Origin of the sequence: Labrenzia sp. THAF35, assembly GCF_009363595.1 — a bacterium.
Classification (GTDB): Bacteria; Pseudomonadota; Alphaproteobacteria; order Rhizobiales; family Stappiaceae; genus Roseibium; species Roseibium algicola.
In genome coordinates this window covers 2,937,086-2,958,708 of record NZ_CP045380.1, presented here as the reverse complement: position 1 = coordinate 2,958,708, position 21,623 = coordinate 2,937,086, and the positions used below count along the sequence as shown (strand labels likewise).

At 59.1% G+C, this 21,623-nt stretch carries 21 protein-coding genes; 12 read left to right on the top strand and 9 right to left on the bottom strand.

Annotated features, from left to right (window positions below; all coding sequences use genetic code 11):
* Positions 1-25: 25 nt before the first annotated feature.
* Entirely contained in the window at positions 26-493 is a 468-nt protein-coding gene (locus FIU93_RS13455; RefSeq protein WP_031268195.1) for an Lrp/AsnC family transcriptional regulator, read from the bottom strand.
* 201 nt (positions 494-694) lie between these two features.
* On the opposite strand from FIU93_RS13455, the gene FIU93_RS13450 reads away from it, so the two are divergent.
* The 3 genes from FIU93_RS13450 to FIU93_RS13440 are packed head-to-tail and all read left to right on the top strand — an operon-like array spanning position 695 to position 3,643.
* Complete coding sequence (locus tag FIU93_RS13450; protein WP_152505845.1) at positions 695-1,726, top strand: mitochondrial fission ELM1 family protein; 1,032 nt, start codon at positions 695-697, stop codon at positions 1,724-1,726.
* A gap of 21 nt (positions 1,727-1,747) precedes the next feature.
* Positions 1,748-2,716 (top strand): thioredoxin-disulfide reductase, encoded by a 969-nt coding sequence (gene trxB, locus FIU93_RS13445; RefSeq protein ID WP_022997965.1) that lies wholly within the window; start codon positions 1,748-1,750, stop codon positions 2,714-2,716.
* Between the two features lie 30 nt (positions 2,717-2,746).
* Positions 2,747-3,643 carry a LysR family transcriptional regulator gene (locus FIU93_RS13440; RefSeq protein ID WP_022997966.1) on the top strand — a complete coding sequence of 299 codons (897 nt, stop codon included), beginning with the start codon at positions 2,747-2,749 and terminating at the stop codon, positions 3,641-3,643.
* A 668-nt stretch (positions 3,644-4,311) separates the two neighbouring features.
* On the opposite strand, the gene msrP is transcribed toward FIU93_RS13440, so the two are convergent.
* Together msrP and FIU93_RS13430 are read right to left on the bottom strand one after the other, a co-directional pair.
* Positions 4,312-5,274 (bottom strand): protein-methionine-sulfoxide reductase catalytic subunit MsrP, encoded by a 963-nt coding sequence (msrP, locus tag FIU93_RS13435; RefSeq protein ID WP_152505844.1) that lies wholly within the window; start codon positions 5,272-5,274, stop codon positions 4,312-4,314.
* 170 nt (positions 5,275-5,444) lie between these two features.
* Positions 5,445-7,508, bottom strand: coding sequence for an elongation factor G (locus FIU93_RS13430; RefSeq protein WP_152505843.1), 2,064 nt, complete (start codon positions 7,506-7,508; stop codon positions 5,445-5,447).
* Between the two features lie 500 nt (positions 7,509-8,008).
* Here FIU93_RS13430 and FIU93_RS13425 point away from each other — a divergent pair, with 500 nt between their 5' ends.
* Complete coding sequence (locus tag FIU93_RS13425; RefSeq protein ID WP_077292192.1) at positions 8,009-8,302, top strand: hypothetical protein; 294 nt, start codon at positions 8,009-8,011, stop codon at positions 8,300-8,302.
* Between the two features lie 34 nt (positions 8,303-8,336).
* Here FIU93_RS13425 and FIU93_RS13420 read toward each other — a convergent pair whose 3' ends face one another.
* From FIU93_RS13420 to FIU93_RS13405, 4 genes are all read right to left on the bottom strand, one after another.
* Positions 8,337-8,816, bottom strand: a complete 480-nt coding sequence (locus FIU93_RS13420; RefSeq protein WP_152505842.1) for a DUF992 domain-containing protein — start codon at positions 8,814-8,816, stop codon at positions 8,337-8,339.
* Positions 8,817-8,922: 106 nt separating this feature from the next.
* The gene (locus FIU93_RS13415) at positions 8,923-9,525 is read right to left on the bottom strand and encodes a hypothetical protein (protein WP_152505841.1); all 603 of its coding nucleotides are present in this window, start codon (positions 9,523-9,525) and stop codon (positions 8,923-8,925) included.
* 144 nt (positions 9,526-9,669) lie between these two features.
* Positions 9,670-10,869, bottom strand: a complete 1,200-nt coding sequence (locus tag FIU93_RS13410) for a pyridoxal phosphate-dependent aminotransferase (protein WP_022997972.1) — start codon at positions 10,867-10,869, stop codon at positions 9,670-9,672.
* Positions 10,870-10,963: 94 nt separating this feature from the next.
* Entirely contained in the window at positions 10,964-11,680 is a 717-nt protein-coding gene (locus FIU93_RS13405; protein WP_152505840.1) for an MBL fold metallo-hydrolase, read from the bottom strand.
* A gap of 128 nt (positions 11,681-11,808) precedes the next feature.
* Between FIU93_RS13405 and FIU93_RS13400 the strand changes: the two genes are divergently transcribed.
* Positions 11,809-12,168 (top strand): helix-turn-helix domain-containing protein, encoded by a 360-nt coding sequence (locus tag FIU93_RS13400; RefSeq protein ID WP_075283724.1) that lies wholly within the window; start codon positions 11,809-11,811, stop codon positions 12,166-12,168.
* 42 nt (positions 12,169-12,210) lie between these two features.
* Here FIU93_RS13400 and FIU93_RS13395 read toward each other — a convergent pair whose 3' ends face one another.
* Complete coding sequence (locus FIU93_RS13395) at positions 12,211-13,341, bottom strand: hypothetical protein (RefSeq protein WP_209010359.1); 1,131 nt, start codon at positions 13,339-13,341, stop codon at positions 12,211-12,213.
* Between the two features lie 439 nt (positions 13,342-13,780).
* On the opposite strand from FIU93_RS13395, the gene FIU93_RS13390 reads away from it, so the two are divergent.
* The 4 genes from FIU93_RS13390 (at position 13,781) to FIU93_RS13375 (ending at position 16,653) form a co-directional block, all read left to right on the top strand.
* Positions 13,781-14,005: a hypothetical protein gene (locus FIU93_RS13390; RefSeq protein ID WP_152505838.1), complete on the top strand. Its 225-nt coding sequence runs from the start codon at positions 13,781-13,783 to the stop codon at positions 14,003-14,005.
* A gap of 43 nt (positions 14,006-14,048) precedes the next feature.
* Positions 14,049-14,291, top strand: a complete 243-nt coding sequence (locus tag FIU93_RS13385) for a hypothetical protein (RefSeq protein ID WP_022997977.1) — start codon at positions 14,049-14,051, stop codon at positions 14,289-14,291.
* 548 nt (positions 14,292-14,839) lie between these two features.
* Positions 14,840-15,313, top strand: coding sequence for a DUF3775 domain-containing protein (locus tag FIU93_RS13380; RefSeq protein ID WP_205838361.1), 474 nt, complete (start codon positions 14,840-14,842; stop codon positions 15,311-15,313).
* Positions 15,314-15,693: 380 nt separating this feature from the next.
* Positions 15,694-16,653: a heparan-alpha-glucosaminide N-acetyltransferase gene (locus FIU93_RS13375; RefSeq protein ID WP_152505837.1), complete on the top strand. Its 960-nt coding sequence runs from the start codon at positions 15,694-15,696 to the stop codon at positions 16,651-16,653.
* A 37-nt stretch (positions 16,654-16,690) separates the two neighbouring features.
* Here the strand turns inward: FIU93_RS13375 and FIU93_RS13370 are convergent, their stop codons facing one another.
* A complete protein-coding gene (locus FIU93_RS13370) occupies positions 16,691-17,656 on the bottom strand; it encodes a choline/ethanolamine kinase family protein (protein WP_173017317.1) in 966 nt (321 codons plus the stop codon).
* Here FIU93_RS13370 and FIU93_RS13365 point away from each other — a divergent pair.
* The 3 genes from FIU93_RS13365 to FIU93_RS13355 all read left to right on the top strand — a co-directional run bounded on the left by FIU93_RS13365 (position 17,655) and on the right by FIU93_RS13355 (position 21,517).
* Positions 17,655-17,954, top strand: a complete 300-nt coding sequence (locus FIU93_RS13365; protein WP_031268203.1) for a SelT/SelW/SelH family protein — start codon at positions 17,655-17,657, stop codon at positions 17,952-17,954. The genes FIU93_RS13370 and FIU93_RS13365 overlap by 2 nt on opposite strands.
* Before the next feature lie 142 nt (positions 17,955-18,096).
* Positions 18,097-18,807, top strand: coding sequence for a transporter substrate-binding domain-containing protein (locus tag FIU93_RS13360; protein WP_173017316.1), 711 nt, complete (start codon positions 18,097-18,099; stop codon positions 18,805-18,807).
* A 187-nt stretch (positions 18,808-18,994) separates the two neighbouring features.
* Positions 18,995-21,517, top strand: coding sequence for a HAMP domain-containing methyl-accepting chemotaxis protein (locus tag FIU93_RS13355; protein WP_152505834.1), 2,523 nt, complete (start codon positions 18,995-18,997; stop codon positions 21,515-21,517).
* Positions 21,518-21,623 lie beyond the last annotated feature (106 nt).

The window sequence follows — 21,623 nt, the reverse complement described above, 5'->3', positions numbered from 1 at the left end:
TTCCTTCTTGCAGCCGGTTCGGACTTCAATCGATTGGAACGACAGGCTCATCCTTTGTGCGGCGGATTGTCAACGCCGTACGAACGCTGTCGACGTTGGGCGCCGCGGTCAATTCGCGAATGATGAAATTCTGGAAGGTCTGCAGATCCGGCGAAACGCATTTCAGTAGGAAGTCGACCTCACCCGAAAGCATGTAGCTTTCGCGCACCAGCGGCCAGTTCTGAACCGTCTGTTCGAAGGCAATCAGATCCGCCTCGGTCTGGCTGTGCAGCCCAACCATTGCAAAGGCTGTCACGTCGTAACCGAGCTGCTTTTCATCAAGCAGGGTCCGGTAGCCCAGAATGAGCCCGGCTTCCTCCAGCGCGCGCACCCGGCGCAGGCAGGGAGGAGCGGATATGCCGACCCGACGGGCCAATTCCACATTGGTCATCCGTCCGTCATCCTGCAATTCCTTCAGGATCTGCCAATCAATGGCATCGAGCCGCGCTTTCAAACCTGTCTCCTTCGCGCTTCGCATGACGCGCCATGCTGTGGGCATTCGGGTCTTTCGCAAGACTGTCGCCTTGCCCGATACCGGAATCCCAAGCTAACCTCTATTTGTGTGCCGAGTTATGATTTTTTGCGCGTTTGTGCAAGACTATAACAAAATTGCGCACGATTTCGAAAGATTACGATAGGGGAACTTCTCCAAAACATGCCTTTTTCGCCGGAGAAAGCCCCTTCTTCCCTCTGGATCCTCACTGATGGAAAGGCGGGCGACTTTGCCCAGTGCCGCGGTGTTGCCGAAGCCCTCGGCGCACCTGTTGAAGAACGCCACATAGCGCCGCGTGCACCCTTTACCTGGTTGATGCCCTTCGGTCCGATCGATCTGCGCGAGCGGGAGACCCGCCCCGGCAGCCCGATTGCCCCGCCCTACCCTGATATCGCCATCGCGTCCGGCCGCCGGGCGGTCCCGTATCTGCGCCGGGTCAAGCGCCTCTCGGGAGGCAAGACCTTTACCGTGTTCCTGAAAGACCCGCGCATAGGATCAGACGCAGCGGATCTCATCTGGGTACCCGAGCATGACAAGCTGCGCGGACGGAACGTCCTTGTAACACCGACGTCCCCACACAAGTTCTCCGCCGCAACACTGGCCGAACTCCGCAGCCGGCAGGTTGCCGAGATAGATGGTCTTCCACGGCCCCGTGTTGCGGTTCTTGTCGGCGGTGACAGCCGGCACCACAGGTTTTCCGAAGACGACCAGAACCGCCTTTTGAGTGGCCTGCGAGAGCTTGCACATGCGGCACATGTGCATTTCATGATCACAGCCTCCCGCCGCACGCCGGCCGGATTGGCCTATGGTCTTGCAGGATTGGCCAAATCGGGAAATCACCTCTACTGGACAGGCGAGGAACCCAACCCTTACGGCCTCTATCTCGCCAAGGCAGATGCGATCATCGCCACTGCCGATTCCACGAACATGATCGGTGAGGCCACAGCCACCGGCAAGCCGGTCCATGTATTCGAGCCGAGCGGCGGTCACGACAAGATCACCCGGTTTTTGGGGACTTTGCGACGCATGGGTGTCATTCACCCCTTTCCAGGTCCGCTGAAAACCACTACCTACGAGCCGATAGATGCCACGCCGGTGATCGCTCAACGCATCTTGAGCGATTTTTCGGCCGCACGGCAAACCCGGAACAACGCCCCGATGGGCCAACCTGGCAACGCAAACGCCGGGACATGAAAACAGGATAAAGGTGCGCCCATGAGCACGGAACACAGCAAACTTCTGATCATCGGCTCCGGCCCGGCCGGCTACACGGCTGCCATATATGCTGCCCGCGCCATGATCGAGCCGACGCTGGTGGCCGGTATTCAGCCGGGCGGCCAGCTGACCATTACCACTGATGTCGAGAACTACCCCGGTTTCGCGGATCCCATCATGGGGCCGTGGCTGATGGAACAGATGCAGAAGCAGGCCGAAAACGTCGGCACCAAGATCCTTTACGACACCATCGTGAAGGCTGACCTGTCCCAGCGCCCGTTCCGCCTGGAAGCCGACAGCGGCACGGTGTTCACGGCGGACGCCCTGGTGATCGCCACCGGCGCGCAGGCACGCTGGCTTGGCCTGTCCTCGGAACAGGATTACATGGGCGCCGGCGTTTCCGCCTGTGCGACCTGTGACGGCTTCTTCTACCGCAACAAGGAAGTTGTGGTTGTCGGCGGCGGCAACACCGCCGTGGAAGAAGCGCTGTATCTCGCCAATCTCGCCTCCAAGGTGACGCTGGTTCATCGCCGTGACAGCCTGCGGGCGGAAAAGATCCTGCAGGACCGCCTGTTCCAGCACCCGAAGATCGACGTCATCTGGGACCACCAGGTCGATGAGATCCTCGGCGGCGGCATGCCGAAAGCAGTTACCGGCGTACGGTTGAAAAACACCGCGACCGGCGAATTCCAGGAAATTTCCACGGACGGTGTCTTCATCGCCATCGGCCACGCACCGTCGGTCGAACTCTTCAAGGATCAGCTCACGCTGAAGTCCAACGGCTACCTGGAAACTGCCCCGGATTCGACCAGGACATCCATCCCGGGCGTCTTTGCGGCCGGTGATGTCACCGACGACATTTATCGGCAGGCAGTAACCGCTGCCGGCATGGGCTGCATGGCAGCCCTTGAAGCCGAGAAGTTTCTGGCCGAACATGAAGTGACGTCGACAAAGCAGGCCGCCGAATAGGCTGCCTGACTGTCCTGCGGAGGGGCACGCATGGATTGGGACAAATTGCGCATTTTTCATGCGGCCGCACAGGCTGGCAGTTTCACGCATGCAGGTGACACCCTGCATATGAGCCAGTCGGCTGTCAGCCGGCAGGTCAGTGCGCTAGAGCACGATCTGGGCGTTCCGCTGTTTCACCGGCACGCCCGCGGCCTCTTGCTGACCGAACAGGGCGAACTGCTCTACCGGACTGCCAACGACGTGCTGATGAAGCTGGAAGCGGTTCAGTCGAGCCTGACGGACAGCAAGGAAAAGCCATCCGGAGCCCTGCGCGTGACAACCACGGTGGGCCTTGGTTCCACCTGGCTCACCTCACGGATCAGAAGCTTCATCGATCTCTATCCAGATGTCGACCTGCACCTGATCTTCGACGACGACGAACTGGACCTCGGCATGCGCGAAGCGGATGTGGCTATCCGCTTGCGCCAGCCGACCCAGCCGGACCTGATCCAGCGCAAGCTGTTTACAGTGCATTTCCATGTCTATGCGGCACCGGAATACCTTCAACGGTTCGGAACACCTGTGTCGATCGACGACCTCGACAAGCACCGGCTGATCACCTTTGGCGAACAGGCTCCGGCCTACCTCCGCTCGATGAACTGGCTGGAAACAGCCGGGCGCGTCGCGACAAGCCCGCGCAGGTCCGTCCTGAAGGCCAACAACATCGTGGCCATCAAGCGTGCTGTTCAATCCGGCGTGGGCATTGCTATTCTGCCGGACTACATCATCGACAAGTCGTCGAACCTGGCGCCTGTCATGACCGACCAGGACGACAAGGTGCCCTCCTTCGACACCTATTTTGTCTACCCTTCGGAACTGAAGAACACCGCGCGTGTTACCGCGTTCCGCGAGTTCCTGCTGGCAAATGCAGAAGGCTGGGTTTTCTAACCCTGCCCTCCTGTCGTCTATCTGCCCGATTGCGATTGGCTCAACCAGCCCCGGCTTGACCGGGACGCAACCCTGCTTGCCTGCACGAGCGGCCGCACAGAGGCTTTTGCAGATACTCTCCCCCTAAAGAGGTCTCGGAACTCGGCCTGCGCCGCGGCAACCGAGCGGCCCGATCGTCTCCATTCCCCTGGGAAAGCACAGGACTGGACAGACTCAGGTTTCATTCGCCAAATCAGCTCAACATTTAGGCATCAAAATTACTGCACACGGGGAGAGCATTTGCATTTATTTCGGTGAACCAATCGATTTTTTCACTCGAAATTAAAAATTTTTTTGAAGCTGCCGGCAAAAACCGACTAATTCAATCTGTTGTAATTAAAGGGGTTTTGGTCTGATTTTTGACCATTCAGTCAAGCCCTGCGTAAAATGCATAGCAGATCTGCGCCCCTGCCTCTTGTTTACGCAGCTTGTGCACTGCATATAAGCATCACTGTTGGTCACACGGACATCACGTCCTCCTCCCAGTGATGTTCCGACCAGCTGTTCCCCTCTGGAAGGTGATTCCACTGTTTTCAGTGAATCAAAATAAACTGCCGGGTCTTTTAAGACCCGGCTCTTTTTTTGCCCAGACCATGCCGCGATGCAGCATGACGTAATGTCACTTCACCTCACATGAACAGGCGTTCGTTGCCCAGGTCCTTGTAGAGGCCGGCCACCTGCTCCTCATAGCCGTTGTAGAGAAGCGTGTTGCGGCGCTCGTCCGTTCCAAGCAGCCGCTCGGAAGACTGCGGCCAGCGGCGATGCGGCACGGACGGGTTCACGTTCGCCCAGAAGCCGTATTCAGAAGACTGGATCTCCTCCCAGAAGCTGACCGGACGCTCGTCGGTGAAGGAGATCTTCACGATCGACTTGATCGACTTGAAGCCGTACTTCCACGGGACAACCAGCCGGATCGGTGCACCATATTGCTTGGCAAGCGGCTTGCCGTAAACGCCGGTAGCGATGAAGGCGAGTTCATTGGTCGCTTCTTCCAGCGTCAGGCCCTCGACATAGGGCCAGGGATACCAGCTCTGCTTCTGCCCGCTGGCAACCGACGGATCGAGGAAGGTTTCAAAACGCAGGTATTTTGCGCCGGACTGCGGCCCGGCCAGCTTCACCAGCTCGGCAAGCGCGAATCCCGACCAGGGCACGGCCATGGACCACGCTTCGACGCATCGATGCCGGTAGAGCCGCTCTTCCAGAGGCATCTTGGCCAGAAGGTCATCGATGCCGATCTCTTGCGGATTGTCGATCATGCCATCCAGCACGACGGTCCAGGGGCGGATCTTGAGTTCCTGTGCCGCCGGCCAGATCTGCTTGTGCGTGCCGAACTCGTAGAAATTGTTGTATTTCGCCGTGAACTCTTCCGGGGTCACGTCCCTGTCGAGCGTAAAGGTCTCATTGCGCTTGACCGGATAAAGGCCCGCGCTCGGGTCTTCTTCCGCAAAGGCCGGGCGAATTCCAAGGCCCGTACCCAACAGCGCACCAGCCCCGGCAAGGCTGGCAAGGATCTGCCGGCGGTTCATGAAAACGGCCTCCGGTGTTGCTTCCCGTTCCGGAAGCTCCCAGCTGCGTTTCTTCAGTATATTCATTGTCAGTCTCCCGTTTGTTCCGAAGGAAACCGGAATCGGCTTTCAATGGCAAATAACGCCCTGGTGACTGAGCGCAACAACAAGGTGATCAACAGTACAGCGCTTTAGTAGGGCGAACACAACAGAGGGGCCAATCGGCCCCTCTGTCATCGCTTTCAGTGCTTTACCGTTCACGCGGCCTGTCTGCCGGACCTCTGCAGGGCAATATCCGCCGCCTTGCCGGAAAGTTCCGCCATATGGTCGAACTCGGCGGTGTAGCTTGCAACCCCGGCGGTCGCCGAACGCAGTTCGATGATCAGGTCGCCGATTTCCGCCTCCGGCATCAACGCCTGCACCTCATCCCAGCCATTCCACTCGGGACGGGCATCGAAGCCAAGCAATTGTCCGCGTCGGGCCGAGACGATCGCATTCACCCGCGCGGTCGCATCGCTCGGGCAGGCTATCACCACCTTGTGGATCGGCTCCAGCAGCACCGGCTTGCACTCAGGCAGACCTTCCCGGATTGCCAGTATGCCGGCCATCTTGAAGGCCTGGTCGGAACTGTCCACAGAGTGATAGGAGCCGTCCGTCAGACAGACGGACACATCCACCACCGGGAAACCGAGCGGGCCTTGCCCCAGCGCATCCAACACGCCGTCACGCACGGACGGGATATATTGTTTCGGCACGACTCCTCCGGTAATCGTGTCTGAAAACTGGACGCCCTCGCCGCGCGGCAGCGGAGATATCTCGATCACCACATCACCGAACTGACCATGCCCGCCAGACTGTTTCTTGTGACGGCCACGAACCTTGGTGCCTGACCGGATCGTCTCGGCATAAGGCACGTGCGGTGTATTGGCGGCGATATCCAGACCGTATTTTCCGGCAAGCCGTTCCTGGGCAACACGCAAATGCATTTCGCCCTGCCCTGCAAGCAACGTTTCGGCCGTTGTCTGGTTTTGCGAGACGATCAGCGAGCGGTCCTCTTCAACCAGTTTCGCCAGTGCCGCGGAAAGACGGACCTCGTCCTTGCGCTGTTTGGCGGAAATCGCCGTCGCCAGAACAGGATTGCGCCGTTCAAGCACCTGAAGGCTTTCGATCTTCCCGTTTTCGAAACTCAGGAGGTCGCCCGTCTGGACATCATCGAGCCTCCCGAGCCCAACCAGATCGCCCTTGCCGGCCGTTGCGATCTTGTTCGCCTGCTGGCCGAAGACAGAAAACAGTCCGGACACCTTGATTTCGGTGTCGCCATTGAGGAACAGGGTATCGCCGTCGGAGACCACGCCTTCCAGAACGCGGGCAATCGACTGCTTGCCGCCGTGCTGGGTGTGCAGCGTTTTGACGACCTGCAGCATCGCGCGCGACGTCGTGCCAAGCACCCGGCGCGACAGCAAATCGACACCTGGAACCTCGTGGCGCAAGGCCTTCAGCAGCCGGCTGACACCGTTGCCGTGTTCTGCGGAACCGAAGAAAACCGGACAGATGAGACCGTCCTGCATTTCGTTCACCAGATCGGCGAACACCTGATCGCGATTGGGGGCGATATCCTCGAGCAACGCCTCCATCAGGTCGTCATCGTGATCGGCCAGGTGTTCCAGCATGGTGAAACGGGCTTCGTGCTCACGTGCGAGGTCCGCATCGGACATGTCGATCTGCGTGCTTTCCTCCTTCTCGTGATAGACATGCGCCCGCTCCAGCGCGAGATCGATGAACCCCGTCGCCAGGCCGTCTTCCCAGATCGGGATCTGTCGCAGCACCAGCGGCACTGCAGATGCCGGTTGCAGCACGCTCAGGACATCGCGCACCCGCCGCGTGCTCTTGTCGATCTTGTTTAAAAACAAAACCCGCGGAATGGCGCGGGCTTCAAGGGCTTTCAGGATCAGCTGCAGGGCTGGAACCTTGCGCTCGTCGTCCTCCGCCACCACGACGGCCAGATCCACCCCGGAAAGCGCCCCGTCCATTTCGCTCAGGAACTCCACCGACCCAGGGCAGTCGACGAACACGAAGCGATCTCCCAGGAATTCCGCGTCCGCAATGTTCAGTTCCACACTCATGCCGTGGGCACGCGCTTCCGGCGAAGCGTCGCCCACCGTATTTCCGTTTGCGACGGATCCTTGCCGGGCCACCTTGTCCGTTCGCGCCAGCAAGGCTTCCAGAAGACTGGTCTTGCCGCTGCCGAACGGACCCACTAGGGCGATACAGCGCGGAGCGCTGCCCGCAGCAGATCCTTTTCCGTTTGAAGTGATTGCCATGCTGAGCCTCCCGTTAGTTCGAGGATATCTCGTAACAACGCGGCAGGGCCGGCTGGGGGACGCGGCCTGCCGCGTCTCGCCCGGATGGGATCGAAGGCCTTTTGCCCGGTACTCAACAGCACCAAGCCCCAAACTGCGGCCGATCGACCAGGGGCGGTCAGCCATCGTCGCGCCGATATCGGCGGCAACGCAAGGGAATCTTACGCGGCAGCGCAGCAATTTGCCCTTGTCTCGGCTCAGTCTCCAGGCCGATGACAGCTCGCCAAAAGTGCACAAAAATCCAAAACACCGCCGATCCCAGAGGCTTATAAAGGCTCTCCCGACTGAGATCTCCAGACCGGCAAGCGGTGGAGAAAATTTGAGCTGAAGACTGAAAAAAGTCCCGCCTTCAGACCTTCCCAACCATGTGCCATTGCCCTGCCGGAATTGGCAGATAGTGAAATTGACGCGCGGAGGCCTATGTAACCAACTTGAACCGGCCTCGGGCAAAAGGAGCACGCGTGACCAAAACCCTGATACTCTGTTCAGCCCTGTTTGCTGCCACGTCGGCAATACCCGCGCATGCGCAATCGACCCAGCTGCGCAGTCCTCCCATGATGACCTCGCCGCGGCTGCCTTCTGCCGGTCAGCAGCTGAATCAGAACCTCAACCGCCAACAGTCCGGTTTCTCCACCCGGCAGCAGATTGACGGTGCGGAGCGTTTGAACCGCACCGAGCAGATCAACCGGCAGAACACCCGGCCGGACAAGGAAGAAACTCCTTGTGCCGGCGCGAACGAAAGCTGCCGCGACTAAAGCGGAGAAACAGGACAGTGACAGCCGCTGAGGCTTAGTTGATCAGTTCCAGCGTCATCTTGCTGACACCCAGTGTCAGGTTCGTGCCTGTCTGGCTTTCCAGGCTGAAAGGGTTGAGCGCGATGGATCGGTCGAAACCACCCAACAGCGCGTTCGCCTTGATGCCCGCACCAACACTTGCCCCGGCGGTCAGCCCGCCGTAGGTGCCTGCCAAAAGGCCCGGCTTCCGGTTTGCGGAAGGTGCCAGAACGCCCCAGACCAGCGTGGCCTGTTTGGTCTTACCGATATCCAGCCCATAGTCGCGGACGGTCCCCTTGTAGTTTTCCACCGCTCCGCCGTCGACCGGTGAAAAGCTGCATCCGAGTGTTGCTGAAGAGCCAACAATGAAACTGTGCTCGCCTTCCACCAGGCAGCTCAGTTTGCCGATTTCAACCTTTGGGCTGTCTTCGGAGGCAAGGGCCGGCATGGCAAACACAATGGCCGTGGCGGCAAGAACCGGTTTCAAAATACGCATGTAGAGAACTCCCGTTCGGCTGCGAATATCCGCTTTTAGCAAAGGCGCGGATCACGCCAGTGATATGACGCGCCAAGACGTCAAAATCGCGGCAATGGCAAAAGGGTCAGGTGTAACCGTCGGTAGTGTCGGCACTGCCCGCGAGAGCAGGGGCAAGCACACCAGCATTCGGCGACCTGTCCGACACACGGGCAAGCAGAAACCGGCGACCGGCAATCAGAAGGGTCAAGGTGACGATCACCGGAAGAATGCTGTTTTCCGGCGCCTGGAACGCCCAGACCGTTCCAGCCAGTGATACGGCAAGCATCAGAAACGATAGTCGGTACTGTGTTGATCTGGGCAAGTCGGGGACACCGGCAAATCCACCGCTTGAGAACAGGGTCAAGACCCCGCCGGTAAGCGTCACGGTCAACAAAACAGCACTGTACGAATAGCCTGTCAGGAATGCTGCCAGAGTGCCGTCGCCAAACCGATACAGGCCGACCAGAAGCGGTGTCACCAGCAGGATATGCAGATTGATACCCAGCAATACGGGGTGCATGGGCACCTTGACCAGCACAAAGCCGGCAAGAACGAAAACCGCAAGACCGCAACCACTCCAGCCTGCAAGCTCCAGATCACCCGTCTGTCGCCAAAGCACAATGAAGACAATCGACGGCAGGCTTTCGAACAGATCAAGAAGCAGTTGTTTTTGATGTGAATTTGCCATCGCTCGACCTCCACCTGACGGGGAAAGGCTAGAGCGTTCGAACTGTGCTGTAAACCGCGCATTCCTCAACCGGAAAATGCAGCCCACAACAGGAAAGGGCGGCCGTCGGCCGCCCTTTCGCAAATCTTTCGATGTCCGATAAGCTTATTTCAGGTTCCCGCAGAAACGCTGGATGCGCGTGCAGGCTTCTTCCAGAGCTTCGGTCGAGGTCGCATAGGAAATGCGGAAGTTCGGACCAAGCCCGAAAGCCGAACCGTGAACGACCGCGACACCTTCAGCTTCCAGAAGTTCGGAGACGAAGTCCTCGTCGCTCTCGATCACCTTGCCGGAAGGGGCCGTCTTGCCGATCGTACCGGCGCAGGACGGGAACACGTAGAACGCGCCTTCCGGCACCGGGCACGAAATGCCGTTGGCCTGGTTCAGCATGGAGACAACCAGGTCCCGGCGTCCCTTGAAGACTTCGTTGTTCTTCGGGATGAAGTCCTGGGTGCCGTTCAATGCCTCGACCGCCGCCCACTGGGCGATGGAGCAAGGGTTGGAGGTCGACTGCGACTGAACCTTGGCCATGGCCTTGATCAGGTCTGCCGGGCCGCCGGCATAACCGATACGCCAGCCGGTCATTGCATAGGCCTTCGACACGCCGTTGACGGTCAGCGTGCGCTCGTAAAGAGCAGGCTCCACCTGAGCGGGCGTGGTGAACTTGAAGTCGTCATAGACGAGGTGCTCATACATGTCGTCGGTCATGACCCAGACATGGGGGTGCTTCATCAGCACATCGCAGAGCGCCTTCAGTTCAGCTTCGGTGTAGGCCGCACCGGACGGGTTGGACGGAGAGTTGAAGATCAGCCACTTGGTGCGCGATGTGATCGCCGCATCGAGTGCTTCCGGGGTAATCTTGAAGGTCGACTTGTCCGCTTCCACGATCACCGGTTCACCGCCTGCGAGCAGCACCATGTCCGGATAGCTTACCCAGTAAGGGGTCGGAATGATGACTTCATCGCCCGGGTTCAGCGTTGCAATCAGCGCGTTGTAAAGCACCTGCTTGCCGCCGGTACCCACGGTGATCTGGCTGGTTTCGTAAGTAAGCCCGTTTTCCCGCTTGAACTTTTCGACGATGGCCGCCTTCAGCTCCGGAATACCATCGACAGCGGTGTACTTGGTCTTGCCGTCGGTGATGGCCTTGATGGCGGCTGTCTTGATGTTTTCCGGGGTATCGAAATCCGGCTCGCCAGCTCCGAGACCGATTACATCGCGGCCTGCGGCTTTAAGCTCGCGTGCCTTGTTGGTGACGGCGATGGTCGCAGAAGGTTTAACACGCGCCAATGCGTCAGCAAGAAAGCCCATAATGTCCTCCAGGGGAAACGGGATTAACAGCGCGCGGACCCTAGATCCGTGCGCTGCGGAAAACAAGACCAAATCCGGAGAAGAACGGGAGTTTTCAGGCCGCTTGCGCCAGTTTGCCGGCGTATCTTTCAATCACCCCGGCATCGAGCGGTCCGCCATGGCCGAGATAGAAGCGTTTTGCCCCCTTGGACAGCAGAAATTTCAACGAACGGGCGACCTGAAGCGGGTCTTCTTCGAAGGGGGGCGGCTTGGGCCGACCCTTCAGCGCGATTCCCCCCAGAAGAATGCCGGACGCCGCCAGATCCCCCGCGAGGACGGCACCATCGTCAAGCAGTACCGACAGCGATCCGGGCGTGTGGCCTGGCGTCGGCAAGATGACACCTTGAACGCCATAGGCTGTCAGATCCAGTGTCTGGTCCCCTGACAGAAGAATGTCCGGCTCCACCTTCGCAAACGGCCGTTCGATCGCGCCTGAAAGCTTGAACAGCCGACCGAAGAACCCCGAAGGCTTCAGGATGGGAGCCTGGCCCCGGCAATAGGGTAAATCACCTTCATGCAGCACGATTGGCGCGCCCGACAGTTTCTGAAGACGCTTGGCGCTGCCTGCATGGTCGATATGGCCGTGGGTCACCACGATCAGCTTCAGATCGGCAAGGCAAAGCCCGACCTTCGCCAGCCCCTTCTCGATCTTGGTCTCGCTGCCCGGCAGCCCGGTGTCCACAAGCACGGCACCACCGGCAAAGGTCAGCAGAAACGCGTTGACCATGCCGAATGGCAGGATCGGGATAGTGTGGATCTGGATCTCGGACATGTTTGCCGCCGTTATCTTCCTGGTGATAGGTTGGCTCTTCACCTAGGCGGACGCGGAAATACGTTCAATTAGGCACCTTTTGGTAACCCGGACGGGCCATTGGCCCCGGCGAACCGGTGGAGACGGACATGAGCGAACCGATCGCATCCCTCTGGCGCCTGCCTGGCACGCAGGACTGTCCTGTTGCCGACACGCTGAAAAGCATTGGCGGCAAACACACCCCAAGGGTTCTGCATTGCCTGACCGCTAAGGATCATCATTTTCTGGAACTACAGCGGACACTGAAACCGATCAGCCGCAAGGTGCTGACCCAGGAACTGCGCCATCTGGAAGAGATTGGACTGGTCGCTCGTACCGAACTGGACGACGCCCACCGCCGCGTCCGCTATGCCCTCACACCGAAAGGCCGGAGCTTGACCGAAATCCTTGGACAGGTCTACCTTTGGGCCGTGGAACACCACGGCAGTGACGCGGCATCAGCGGCGTAAAAGTAAAGTACTGTTTCAGTCGCTCTCAGTACCTGTCGAGGGTCAGCTTCTCGTTTCAAGGATCAGCTTCGGATCGTCCTTGTCCTCATCGATGATTGTGCACTTGAAGCGCTTTTTCTTGGTCTGGCCATTGAGCACCGTCACCGGCACCGACAGGGGAACTTCCGAGGCGTCTTTGGCAGAGGTCAACAGGGACGCATAATTGCTCGGGTGAAGCAGCATCTCGGTGATCGGACGGCTGTCGAGGACGTCCGATGTCAGATGGTAGGTCTTCATCGCTGCGTTGTTCGCCGCGATGATGATCTTTGACTTGATGTTGACCACCAGGATCGGCGCGCTGCACGCTTCGAAGACCCTGGCAAAGTCGACATCACCGCCGGCATAGCCGGCCGAAAACAGCACCCCGCCCACCGTGCCGCCGACACGGAAATACATGGCGTCATATTTCAGTTCGACGCTGTCGTTGGACGCCAGCAGGAACTTGCCACGCCCGGTCGCACTGGCCCGGCGCGTCAATGCCGCAAGCGTCAGGGAGACGATCGTTCGCCCGACCCGGTTCTGAATATGGGCAATGTTGCGCCCCAGGATCAGGCGAGCATCCTCGATCTGGAAGCTCTTGAGGAAACCGTCGCTGGCAAAGCGCACGTAGCCGAAATTGTCGACCAGCAGCACAACACGGGTGGAGGACGCGACGAAATGCTGGAGGATCGGTGCCAGTCCCAGTACGACCCGGCCCGGATTATTGTCATTCTCACCGATGGAGGGGAAGCAGATCGCAAGGATCTTGCCGTCTGGCAACTCGTATCGATAGGCAACGATCGGAATGCCCGGGATACGGTGGTCCGGCCCGCCGCCGACGTCGAACGGCCCGGCCTGGCCTTCCCGGATCGCACCCTGGACCAGCCGGAGAATGGTCTTCCGATCCTCTGGCGACAGGTGGCGCAGCGCCTCGTTGGAGGGCGCCTCCTGCAGATCCCGCACTTCGCTATTGAAACTCTGGGAACCGACCTCGTGCCAGAGAATGGTTTTCTTGCTGATATCGGCAATGAAAAACTGGATACCCGCCAGCGACAAGGCCGGCGGCTCCCCGGCCTTCTGGACCGATGGTTCTGTCGACGTTACTGGGTCTGTCGGCTTGCCCACCGTGGCGCTCTGCGCAGCGTTTATCGTCATTCCATGCCTGGTCTGTTTGTATCGGATGTCCCGGCGAGCAAGCATGCTTCCGAAATGCAAACAAACACTAAAATCGCATCGTAAAATATCTGGGTTATGTCAGTTTTTACAGTAATTAAACAATGCAATACGTTTTTATGAGAAGTTTTATTGTCAATTTTACGAAAGCTTAATTGGCCAGATCCAGACCCCGGAACCACAGCCTTCCACCTTCGCACATCAAGACTGCCGGAATGGAAAACAGTACCGTCGCCCCCCTGAATGCAGCGCCATTCGGAGCACGGACACTACCTATTGTGCCGCCTCGCCAAGGCGGCAGCAAATAGATCGAATTTGCCGCAAAATAGTCACGAAAACACACGGCGCATGTCTAAATCGCGTCCGCGTGCCGGCGCAATTTCAAACGAGATTGAACTCATCCCAGCGGATGGAGGAGCCAATGGCCCACGCAACGACCGTACAGGCGACCATCAAGTCGCAGAACGTAAGCTTCCCACCGGTTTTGCTGTTCATAGTGGCAGCAGGCCTGTTGATGTTGATGTCCGCACTGGAGCCGTCACTGGTGCTGCCGATGGTCGCGTTCCTGACCATGGTTGCCGTTACCCGTCTGCTGGCCCGCCGACTGTTTCAGGACCTGACCGGCGTTCAAGCGCAGGCAGACTGACAGAAACCGAAGTACAACCGCTCGAACCTGACTGATCTTCACCATGGCACGCGTAGATAACCAGAAAACCAGAAAGTCCGTCCCCTCCAAAAGCGACCTGCATGAAGCCCGGCCGCTGTTGCAGGCAATCTTTCTGGGCATGCTGCTGGCAACCGCTTTGGTCGCAGCAGCGGCGATGGCAAACCCGGCCAACACGAACGGTGTCCCGAAGACCGAGCCCGTCGCGCACTCAGCAACCGGCCAGGCACCGGCAAACGCCGGTCGGCCGGCAAGCGCCATGTTCTGACAGCTTGACATACAAGGAGCCGCCGCGGCGGCTCCGTCCGTTTCAGGAAGTCAAGATCAGCGCCTGGAGCCCGACCTTTCAAAAGCCGAGACCCGGCCTCATGCTTGGCACATGAGTGCCGGGCCTCAGTGCCCGGTCCGCCCCCGGATAACGTTTCCTGCCCAACGATGGTTCTCTTTGAACCTTCATCCAAGACAGCCCCGCAGTGCATATGTGCACGCGCCCGCTGCCTCACCGCCCCTCAGGTGGTCCGCCGGTTGCGTCCGCTGTTGATCACGGTCAAGGACAGGAATTTGTTCGTTCGCCAAGTAAAGCAAGATCACATGTCATCTGCAAGACCGCACGCGGTTCAAGGCTGGCATCGATCGGAAATTAACCAGTGTCACATGGCGCGACCTTGAATACCGGGGATAACCGCAGTCCAGGCCTTTGCGAGAGCGTTCGGAAACTTCCGGCAAGCCATGTGGAACAAAATCCGCTACGGGGCATTTGCCCTCAAGTGGTAGTATTACGCCGATGCAACCGGCGCCAGTGAGGGATTTCACATCATGACCATTGCCAACGGCGAAAAGTGGATCGATAAAGAAACGAAGGGTTTGTCGGAGGCAGCAATGGACATCGACCTCACACTTTCAGCAGACACGATCCGCCTGCTCGCCCAGAAGGCGCGGGCAGTTGCATCGTCTCTTCAGGATACGTTCGAGGACGGCCATGAAGGCGACGTCGAATTCGACGCCGATGCCCTGGAGCAAAGTCACGGTCACGATGGCCTTGCGGAGGAGGAAAACGACGACCTCTCCGACGAGGAACTGCGGGAGCTGATCGAGGATCTCAACGTGGATGAAGCTGCCGAACTGGTGGCCATCTCCTGGATCGGCCGCGGTGACTTCGAGGCTGAGGACTTCCAGCAAGCGGTCGACGAGGCACGCGATCGCGCCGCCGGTTCGACAGCAACCTATCTTCTCGGCATGCCGCTCCTGGCCGATCACCTGGAAGCCGGTCTCGACGCGCTTGACCTCTGACAGCCGACACAGCGCTGTTTTTGGCAGGGCTTCAAGACGTTCGGCGGGTCAAGCCGACTAGGTCATTTTTGCCGGGTCTTCCACATCAGGTCGTTTTCCTTGGGAAAACCGGTTAGCAATTGATTTACTATCTTTTCGCTGCCGGACATTTGGCCCACTCTTGCCCCACTTCGTGGTGGGACAAGGGAGTTGAGGGCATGCTGCAAGACCCGGCGAACCAAGACGTGTTTACCGTCCATCGTCCGTCTCCATGGCCATATGTCGGCGCAATGCTCGCTGCGTCGGCCCTGATCACGACACTGGTCGTGGCGTTCAGCAGCTAATCCATACCGGCACTACCGCTCGAAACCGGTACCGGTCATCGTTCAGAGAGTTCCTTAATGCGTTCAACGCGTCTGGCCGTGCTTGATCTTGCCCGCGGCCTCGCTGTTGTCGCCATGGCGATCTACCATTTCTCCTGGGACCTTTCCTGGTTTGCCTATGTCGACTGGCCTGTTGCCCAGGGCACAGGCTGGCGCATGTTCGCCGCCTCGATCGCCGGCAGCTTCCTGCTTCTGGCCGGCGTCAGCCTGGATTTCGCCCACCACCTGGGCATCCGTTGGCATGCCTTCTGGCGGCGCCTTGCCGTGATCGTCGCAGCCGCAGCCGCCGTGTCGCTGGTCACCTATTTCACTTTCGGCGATACTTTTGTCCGTTTCGGCATTCTCCATTCCATTGCCTTGTCCAGCGTGATCGCCCTTCCCTTCACGCGCCTTCCGTTCGTCTTTGCCGGGCTTGCTGCGGCGTTCGTTTTCTCTTTGCCCTTCTGGGCAGCTTCATCCGCCCTCGACGGCCAGCACTGGCTGTGGACAGGGCTCGGCACACCGGATTTTGCCAGTGTCGATTATGTGCCACTGGCGCCCTGGGCCGGAGTGACGTTGGCGGGCGTCGCCATCTCGAAGATTTTCCGAAAGATCAATCTGTGGCAGACGCTGTCCAGATTGACGTTCGCCAACCGTCCCGGCCGGCTGACGCGGTTCCTGGGCCGCCATTCCCTGCCAGTCTATCTGCTGCATCAGCCCTTGCTGTTCGGCCTTGTGTGGACGGCAACGCAGATCGGCCCGGAGATGGACCGCTCCGCCAATGCCTTCGTGCGCAATTGCACGGTTTCCTGCCAGGGTACGACCGCCACGACAGAAATCTGCGAAGCCGCTTGCGGCTGTACGCTTGAATATCTGAAATCGGATGGCATCTGGGACCAGCTTCTGGCCGAGCCCGAAAACCAGTCTCTGCGCAACCGGATGTCGAACAGATACAGCCAGTGCCTGGCTGATCCAAAGTGGCCGGATCCGCTCAACTGATCCCGGCTTTCAAGCCTTCGGTGATGTTTCCGGGCACTCAGGAAAGACGGGCCAGTTGCCGGAGCGCCCGGCCCCGCCGCTGCCGTGCAAAGGGAAGAAACACGTCCTCGTCTCGCCCCGCCGCCACCTGCTCCAGCGCCCAGAGGGCCGACACGGCGTCGCATTTGGCCTTCATAACGCCGAGACGATCGGCCTCGGGCACCGCAGCGCCCGTTGCTGCATAGGCTTGCAGGAACACCTTTTCCTCATCCGCACTCATCTCGTGCTCCAGAACGGCGTAGGCAAGATCCCAGGCGGGATCCGACATGCCAGAGAATTCCCAGTCAATCAGCCAGAGCTGGTCGCATGACATGAGGCAGTTGCCGGGGGATGGATCGCCATGGCTCGGAACAAGCATCCGGCCAGCACCACCAGCGGTGCCGGCACCGATCGGCTGCAACACTATTTCCAGCCCGGTCATTTCCTCCCGGCACCGAACTGCGTCCCGAAGACCTTGCCATTGCGCCTGAAGCACGCTGTCCGGATCGAGCAGCCCTTCGAAGGTCACACCGGACCCGTGCAGTTGCCCCAATGCCTCGCCGAGTGCACGGGCCAGGCTGTACGACGACTGCTCCGAAAGATCGGCAGGGCTGCCGCTGACCTTAACGGCGCGGGTCACCAGAATGCCGGCCTCCGCATCACAAAATACCGGTGGCACGGCAATTCCAGTCGCAGCGGCGAGCATCAGGTTTCTTGCCTCTGCCTTCCTGTCGATGTTGCCCGCCGCTTCCAGACGGGGAAGCCGCAGGAAGAACGTGCCCTTCTCAGCCTCCAGCCTGAACACACGGTTTGTCAGCCCAGGCTGGGGCCGGGCTGCCAGGGGAGCGCCACAAACACGATGCAGCGCCTGATGCCGTTCAAAGGCCTCCAGGATGTCCGGCAAAATGGTGTCTGGCGCGTCAGAGGAAAGCTGTGGCACAAGCAGGAACAATCGAGCGAAACAGAGGAGCTGGCCGGACGCCATGACGAACGTCCCATCGCCCCATATCATCATCACCTATTGCCGCCAATGCAATTGGCTGTTGCGCTCCGCATGGATGGCGCAGGAAATCCTGTCCACCTTCTCGGAAGAAGCCGGCGCTGTCACCCTTGTTCCGGGCACCGGAGGCATTTTCACAATCGTCTGCGACGGTCAACTTGTCTGGGACCGCAAGACAGATGGAGGCTTTCCGGAGGCCAAGGTGCTGAAACAGCGGCTTCGTGACCTGCTTTGGCCGGAGAAGGACCTCGGCCACAGCGACCGCCAGGACAGGAAAGACTAGGCCGGACGCGCTCAAGCGAATTGACTTCTTGAAGTCGCGAATATGTATACTGTGGCATCCGAAGCGCAGCTTTCGGCAAGCAAATTCGAGACAGGACGCATGAACCGGAGTCTTCATGCACATAAGGTTATCGCTGTTATTTTTGGCACTACTATCGCTTGGCGGAGCAAGCACCAGTTCTGCAGTGGAAACCAGCGAACCTGAAATCGTCATCTATACCGAGGACTACAAACCGCTCTATTTCCCTGGTGAAGACGGGAAAATCTCGGGAACTGTCACCCAACTTGTACAAGATCTCGCCGATGACGCCGGCATAACGGTCGAGATGCACATGCGGCCGTTCAAACGCGGGCTGAATGCGGTGGAGAGCAACGCCAACCATTGTTTCATGGCCCTGTGGCGCACACACGAACGCGAACCGAATTTCACCTGGGTCGGACCTTTGGAAATCGACGGATACGGCCTTTTTGCCTTGAAGGGCAGTTCCATAGAACTTTCGACAGTCGAAGACAGTTTCGGCTATTCGACAGGAGCCGTCGGTGGCTGGACCAGCACCAATGAACTTCAGGACGCCGGCCATCCCCATCTTGTGCTGGTGGACGAAGATGGGCTCAATGCGAACATGCTGCGGTCAGGTCACACCAAGCTCTGGCTGGGTGGCCTGATTTCGGCTCCCTATGTCGCGGCACAGGAAGGGGTGGAGATCGAGAAACTGCTGACCCTGCAGACCGTCGAACTTGCTTTGGCCTGCAACTCACATATCGACCAGTCCGTTACCGATCGCTTGCAGTCAGCTTTGAACGCACGTCTTCAGAAAACGCCACAAAACAACCCCAAGCGATTGACGCAATAGACAATTTATCTCTGCTGCAGAACAACCACCTCGAAAAGTTGCATAACTTCAGAAAACTACTTTCCAAAGTCTTACCTGCATAACAAGCACACAAAAGACCGCCCATAATTAATGCAAGTCTCTTTTGGGTCTTCTTAAAACTTTCAATTCAAAATGCTTTCGGCAAGACAACGTCCGGAGCTCAAGAATGAAGTTCGTGAACCTTCCTTTCAGGAAGACTGCAACCGAGCCCTCAGCAACAAGGCATGAGCGGGCTGGACAACCGGCACGGCAGCGCCCCTTTTTCGACTGGCCGATCAAGACCCAGCTGCAGATCGGCTTCGGCGCCATGCTGTTGTGCGCCATCGGGGTCGGTGCGGGGGGCTTGTTCGCAAGCTCTGAGGTCAAGAACTCGGTCACGGTGGCGAAGACCGCCAACGAACTTCTGGGAAGTGTCCCCCGGTTGTTGTCCCACGCCCAGACATTCAGTCGCGATGGCAGCAGCCAGACGGCGGAAGCGGTTGCTGCTGACATTGACTTGATTTCTCAGGAAAGTCTCGCCCTGTCTGAAAGCCAACCCCAGGCGGCAACGCAGTTCGCGAGCATCGTCGGCGATCTGGAGACCGGCTTTGCGACGCTGCGCGACACACGGCAAAGCCGTGACACAGCGGCTGCGAACCTTGACACCCTCACCTCCGAACTGGTTGCAACAACCAACAAGGCCTTCGAGGAATACAAGGCCCTTGCCGCTTACAGATCCGCCCTTGCCATCACCAACGAAGGCAAGATGACCAACCTGTCCAACGTCAGCCCCAGGCTCAGCAACATGCGCATCACCACAGTGGTGCTGGCGCAGGAAGCGGAAACCTTTGCGGCAACACCAGACAAGACCCTGGCAAAGAAACTGGCGGACCGGGTGGATGCCCTCGACAAGGACGCGAAGGCGGTTCGCCGCACGGTGAAGACAGACACGATCAAGGACAGCGTCAAGGACCTTACCAAAAGCTCCAAGTCCTTTGAGAAGCTTCTGAAAGCGCACCTGAAGTCGCCGAAAGAGGACGCCTGGAAAAACAAACTGGAACCGGCCATCCTTGAACTGATCACCCTTGCCGACACGATCATCAAGGCCGCCGAAGCACCGATTGACGACCTGACGAAGGAACTGCGGGACTTCGACAAGGCGAGCGCCGATATCGCGCTTCTGTCGAACTACACCCAGAGTGTGGCGCGTAGCGTGCTCGGCATCCGCAGCGCCTATTCAGACTATCTGAACACATCCTCGCAAAACGCCGCCGATACATTCCAGCTCTATCTGGGCGATGCCCGCACGGAACTGGGCAATCTGGACACGGTGCGAACCTCAGCCGGCAAGAACACGTCCGACAAGGCTCTGAATGATCTTCTCAATGGTCCACTCAAGGCGCTTGTTACTGCCGGCGGCGATGCCTTGCCGAAACTGGAAGCCACCTTTGCCGAAGTCGTCACTTCGACAGCGGCACTGCGCGCAAGCGAACAATCCTTTGCTGCCGCCGCCTCCTCCCTGACGGAACAGGCAGAAATCATCAGCGCCAATTCCGGTGCGACCGCTCTGGCAAGCGCCGTCGGCGCTCAAACGCAGATCACCATTACGCTTGCCCTGGCACTGCTTCTGGGCATCGCCTTCGTCGTATTGCTCTCCACTGCCATCATCCGCCCGATCCGGGGCCTGACCGGTGCGATGCTCAAACTGAGGGACGGCGATACGGCTCTCGATCTTCCGGCTGCAAACCGCAAGGATGAAATCGGCCACATGGCTCAGGCCGTCGCAACCTTCCGTGACCGGGAAATCGAACGGATGCGGCTGGAAGAAGAAACCCTTGCAAGCCAGGAAGGTGTCCGCCAGCGCCAGGCCACCGTCGATGCGCTTGTGGCCTCGTTCCGTCAGGATATCGAGCAGGCACTCGCCACGGTGACCGGCAACATGCATCAGCTCGACAACACGGCCGAGCAGCTTTCCGAAATTGCCCGCACGACGACGGGCAAGTCCGAAGACGTCAGCACCGCCTCCAGCCAGGCCAGCCAGAACGTCCAGACCATCGCAGCCGCCACAGAGGAACTCAGCGCTTCCGTTCAGGAGGTCGGCCGGCAAGTCAACGACACCCTCGTGCGCGTTGAGGAAGTTGCAGGGGCAACCCGCACTTCCAACGACCAGATCAAGGGCCTGTCGGCGGCTGCCGAACGCATTGGTGCCGTTGTCCAGCTCATCCAGGAAATTGCCGAGCAGACCAACTTGCTCGCGCTCAATGCAACCATCGAAGCCGCACGCGCCGGCGAAGCCGGGCGGGGGTTTGCCGTGGTTGCCTCGGAAGTCAAGTCACTGGCCGGTCAGACGGCCAAGGCAACAGAGGAAATTTCCAGCCAGGTGTCTGAAATCCAGCAGGCCACCAACGGCGCCGTGGACGCGATCAGCGCGATCATGGAAATGATGGAGTCCGTCAACGAGACCGCAGCCGCCATGGCAAGCTCCGTCGAACAGCAGGCCGGGGCCACCGCGGAAATCTCCACCGGCGTCTCCCAGGCTGCAGGCCAGACCGCAAGCGTATCGGAAAATATCGGCGATCTCTCCCGAGGCTCCAGCGAAACCAGTTTGTCGGCCCGTGAAGTGGAAGAAATCACTGGTGCAGCCACCCGGCAACTTGCCGAAGTCACCACACGGATCGACCGGTTCCTGCAGGATGTCGCCGCAGCCTGAGTTGGGGGTTCTGCAGAAATTGGATACCGGCGCCACCGGTATCCAATCGCCTTGCACCTGACTGTCTTTAGTCATCCCGGACGCAGCGCAGCGAAGATCCGGGATG